Source organism: Kitasatospora sp. NPDC056327 (genome assembly GCF_042261735.1).
Lineage (GTDB): Bacteria > Actinomycetota > Actinomycetes > Streptomycetales > Streptomycetaceae > Kitasatospora.
Window position 1 is genome coordinate 1 of the sequence record NZ_JBHJRC010000435.1, and the last position, 4932, is coordinate 4932.

Genomic DNA, 4932 nt, shown 5'->3' on the forward strand with positions numbered 1-4932 from the left:
ACCCCCCCACCCCCCCAACCCCTATGGTTATTGGTCGGGGGGGCTGGTTTTTTTTTAAACCCCCCGGGCCGGGCCGGGCCCACCCCCCCCCCCCCGCCTTACCGTTTTGTCCAAAATTCCGATGATCCATCCGGTGACGCCGGGTAGCACGGCGCGCGAAGGGTCACAGCTGCGTAACCCGGCCTTGACGGGAGGGCGACCCGGGGAGGAAGCTTCCGCATGACGGTCGACATTGTCGAACGATGGCCGTGCGAATCACACCCACAGAGCGCTCACCCGCCCGCTGATCCGCCCGGCCCCTGCCCCCACCCTCATCTCCGGGCCATATGGACAAGGGAGTCTTTGTGTCCGCGTTCTCCAACGGCGACGTTTTCGTCGGCGAAACCCTCGGCACCGCCGCGCTGATACTCCTCGGCGGTGGCGTCTGCGCCGCCGTGACCCTCAAGAAGTCGAAGGCCCTCAACGCCGGCTGGCTGGCGATCACCTTCGGCTGGGGCTTCGCGGTCCTGATCGCCGCCTACATGTCGGCGCCGAAGTCCGGTGCCCACCTCAACCCGGCCGTCACCGTCGCGCTCGCCGTCAAGAGCGGCGAGTGGAGCCAGGTGCCGCTCTACCTCGGCTCCCAGATGCTCGGCGCGGTCATCGGCGCCGTGCTGGTCTGGGCCGCCTACCTCGGTCAGTTCCAGGCCAACCAGGAGCCGACCCTCGGCATCTTCTCGACCGGGCCCGAGATCCGGAACCCGGTCCAGAACGTGCTCACCGAGGTCATCGGCACCTTCGTGCTCTGCTTCGCGATCCTCACCATCGGCACCAACAGCGGGCTCTCGCAGTCCGGCACCGGCACCCTGATGGTCGCCTTCACCGTGGTGGGCATCGGCCTCTCGCTGGGCGGCCCGACCGGCTACGCGATCAACCCGGCCCGCGACCTCGGCCCGCGCATCGCCCACGCCCTGCTGCCGATCCCGAACAAGGGCGGCTCCGACTGGTCCTACGCCTGGGTCCCGGTCGTCGGCCCGATCGCCGGCGGCCTGCTGGCCGGCGGTCTGTACAACGCCATGTTCTGAGGCCGGGTTCGAACCCGCCGCGCACGGGGACTGACCACGGAGTCAGGCCCACCCTCCCCGCAAACCCCCAGAGACCCGAGCCGAGGACCCTCATGACCTCCACTGGCAACTACATCGCCGCGATCGACCAGGGCACCACGTCCAGCCGCTGCATCGTCTTCGGCGCCGACGGCCGCATCGTCGCCGTCGACCAGCAGGAGCACCGGCAGATCTTCCCCCAGCCGGGCCACGTCGAGCACGACGCCGCCGAGATCTGGACCCGGGTGCAGTCGGTCGTCCGCGGCGCGCTGGAGAAGGCCGGCCTGACCAGGGACGACATCCGCGCCATCGGCATCACCAACCAGCGCGAGACCACCGTGCTGTGGGACCGGCACACCGGCGAGCCGGTGCACAACGCGCTGGTGTGGCAGGACACCCGCACCGAGGGCCTCTGCCGCGAGCTGGGCCGCAACGTCGGCCAGGACCGCTTCCGCCGCGAGACCGGCCTCCCGCTGGCCAGCTACTTCGCCGGCCCGAAGATCCGCTGGCTGCTGGACAACGTCGAGGGCCTGCGCGAGCGCGCCGAGGCCGGCGACATCCTCTTCGGCACCATGGACACCTGGGTCATCTGGAACCTCACCGGCGGGGTGAACGGCGGCCGGCACGTCACCGACGTGACCAACGCCAGCCGCACCATGCTGATGAACCTCAAGACGCTGGCCTGGGACGAGGGCATCGCCGAGTCGATGGGCGTGCCGATGGCCGTCCTGCCGGAGATCCGCTCCTCCGCCGAGGTGTACGGCGAGGCCGTCGGCGACCTGGCCGGCGTGCCGGTCGCCTCCGCGCTCGGCGACCAGCAGGCCGCGCTGTTCGGCCAGACCTGCTTCGACGAGGGCGAGGCCAAGTCCACCTACGGCACCGGCACCTTCCTGCTGCTGAACACCGGCGAGAAGATCGTCAACTCGTACCACGGCCTGCTGACCACGGTCGGCTACCGGATCGGCGACCAGGCCCCGGTGTACGCCCTGGAGGGGTCGATCGCCGTCACCGGCTCGCTCGTCCAGTGGCTGCGCGACCAGCTCGGCATCATCTCCACCGCCGCCGAGATCGAGACCCTGGCCAACACGGTCGAGGACAACGGCGGCGCCTACTTCGTCCCGGCCTTCTCCGGCCTGTTCGCCCCGTACTGGCGCTCCGACGCCCGCGGGGTGATCGCCGGCCTCACCCGGTACGTCACCAAGGGCCACCTGGCCCGGGCCGTCCTGGAGGCCACCGCCTGGCAGACCCGCGAGGTCGTCGACGCCATGCAGAAGGACTCCGGGGTCGAGCTCACCGCCCTCAAGGTCGACGGCGGCATGACCAGCAACAACCTGCTCATGCAGAACATCGCCGACGTTTTGGACGCCCCGGTCGAGCGCCCGTACGTGGCCGAGACCACCGCCCTGGGCGCCGCCTACGCGGCCGGCCTGGCGGTCGGCTTCTGGAGCGACCTCGACACCCTGCGGGCCAACTGGCACCGCGCCGCCGAGTGGACCCCCCGCATGGACGAGGCCACCCGGGAGCGCGAGTACAAGAAGTGGCTCAAGGCCGTCGAGCGCACCATGGGCTGGGTGGAGGAGGACGAGAACAGCTGACCGCGAAGCCGGTCGGGGCACCCGCCCCGGCCGGCCCGCTCCGTTCCACCGGCCCGCCGCACCGGGCCGACCGGTCCCTCCGCCGGGACCGTACGCACACCGAGAGGAGTAACGGCGCCGCCCGACCCGCGCGCCGTACACACACCATGGCAACCATTCCGACCCTGGGCGCCGAGCTGACCGCCGGCCGCACCGCCTCCCGCGCCGAGACCCGCGAGCTGCTCGGCCGGGCCACCTACGACCTGCTGGTGATCGGGGGCGGCATCCTCGGCACCGCCGTGGCCTGGACCGCCTCGCAGGCCGGTCTGAAGGTCGCCATGGTCGACGCCGGCGACTTCGCCGGTGCCACCTCCAGCGCCTCCTCCAAGCTGGTCCACGGCGGGCTGCGCTACCTGCAGACCGGCGCGGTCAAGCTGGTCGCCGAGAACCACAAGGAGCGCCGCGCGCTCTCCACCGACGTCGCGCCGCACCTGGTCAACCCGCTGACCTTCTTCGTGCCGGTCTACAAGGGCGGCCCGCACAGCGCGCCCAAGCTCGGCGCCGGCGTCTTCCTGTACTCGGCGCTGTCCGCCTTCCGCGACGGCATGGGCCGGGTCTCCACGGCCGCGCACGCCGCCCAGCAGGTGCCCGCGCTGCGCACCGAGGGCCTGCGCTCGGTGGCCGTGTACGGCGACCACCAGATGAACGACTCGCGCGTCGCGGTGATGACCGTGCGGGCGGCCGTCGAGGCCGGGGCGGTGGTGCTCAACCACGCCGAGGTCACCGGGCTGCGCTTCACCGGCGGCCGGGTCACCGGCGCCGACCTGAAGGACCGCATGGACGGCACCGAGTTCGGCGTCGACGCCCGCCTGGTGCTCAACGCCACCGGCCCGTGGGTGGACCACCTGCGCCGGATGGAGGACGCCGGCGCCGCGCCGTCGATCCGCCTCTCCAAGGGCGCCCACGTGGTGGTCAAGCGCCGCTCGCCGTGGCGCGCCGCGCTGACCATCCCGATCGACAAGTACCGCGTCTCCTTCGCCATCCCGTGGGAGGACCACGTCCTGCTCGGCACCACCGACGAGGAGTACACCGGCGACCCGAAGGACGTCCGGGCCACCGAGGCGGACGTCGACCAGATCCTCGGCGAGGCCGCGCACGCGATCCGCGACGAGCACCTCGACCGCGACCTGATCACCTACACCTTCGCCGGTCTGCGGGTGCTGCCGGGCGGCCCGGGCGACACCGCCGCCGCCAAGCGCGAGACGGTCGTCACCGAGGGCAAGGGCGGCATGCTGTCGGTCGCCGGCGGCAAGTGGACCACCTACCGCCACATCGGCCGCACCGTGCTGGAGAAGCTGGCCCACGTGCCGGGCACCTCGCTCGGCGAGGACATCTCGCCGATCGCCCCGACCGTGCCGCTGCCCGGCGTCGGCGCGCCGAACGCCGTGGCGCACCGCCTGCTGATCGACCGGGAGCCGGGCTCGCGGATGGAGCCGCTGGTCGCCAGGCACCTCGCCGGCCACTACGGCACGCTGTCCTTCGACATCGCCCGGATGATCGACGAGAACCCGGAGCTCGGCCGGCCGATCCACGAGGACGGCCCGGACGTGTGGGCGCAGGTCGCCTACGCGGCCGACCACGAGTGGGCGTACACCGCGGACGACGTGCTGCGGCGCCGCACCACGATGACCGTCCGGGGCCTGGACACCCCGGAGATCCGCGCCGAGGTCGAGGCCTTCCTGGCGAAGCGCGGGGCCCAGTAGGCACGAACGGCACGGCGGGCGGGCGCTCCCCTCGGGGGCGCCCGCCCGTCGGCGTACCCGCTGACCTGTGGGAACGCCGCCGACCGGAGCAGTGCGGAGGACCGGGTGCGCGGCTTCCGTGAGGGGCGGGCGGCCCGGTCACCGCGGAGTTCCACGGCGGGGGTTCGGTGCGGCGGTCGGTGGTGCCGTCCTTCGCGCGCACCCTGCGGGTCGAGCGGCTGGGGCTGAGGCTGCGGCTGCGGCTGCGGCTGCGGCTGGACGGGAACGGCGGGGAGGACCGTCTGCGGGTGCCGATGCGGGAGAGCGATCCGCAGGAGGCCGCCGCGCCGCCCACCCGGGCCCCGGCCCGGCCCTCCCGGGTGCCACGCTGCCGCCGGCCGTGCCGCAGGGCCGACGCGCCGGACGACGGAAGGGCGGGCGCCCCCCGAGGGTTCCAGGACCCGTACACCTCGCACAACCCCCGCATGACGGTCGGCGACATCATCGGCGAGCCCTACGAGATCCACCCCGAGG

3 protein-coding genes and 1 pseudogene are annotated in these 4932 nt (G+C 72.6%); all 4 read left to right on the plus strand.

From position 1 onward, the window contains the following. Positions 1–344 precede the first annotated feature (344 nt). Entirely contained in the window at positions 345–1064 is a 720-nt protein-coding gene (locus ACFCX4_RS34680) for an MIP/aquaporin family protein (protein ID WP_376151201.1), read from the plus strand. Positions 1065–1156: 92 nt separating this feature from the next. Next, positions 1157–2677 carry a glycerol kinase GlpK gene (gene glpK / locus ACFCX4_RS34685; RefSeq protein WP_376151203.1) on the plus strand — a complete coding sequence of 507 codons (1521 nt, stop codon included), beginning with the start codon at positions 1157–1159 and terminating at the stop codon, positions 2675–2677. Positions 2678–2823: 146 nt separating this feature from the next. Next, positions 2824–4419, plus strand: a complete 1596-nt coding sequence (locus ACFCX4_RS34690) for an FAD-dependent oxidoreductase (RefSeq protein WP_376151205.1) — start codon at positions 2824–2826, stop codon at positions 4417–4419. A gap of 431 nt (positions 4420–4850) precedes the next feature. Beyond that, positions 4851–4932 (plus strand): annotated as a pseudogene (locus tag ACFCX4_RS34695) (ABC transporter ATP-binding protein); the annotation flags it as partial.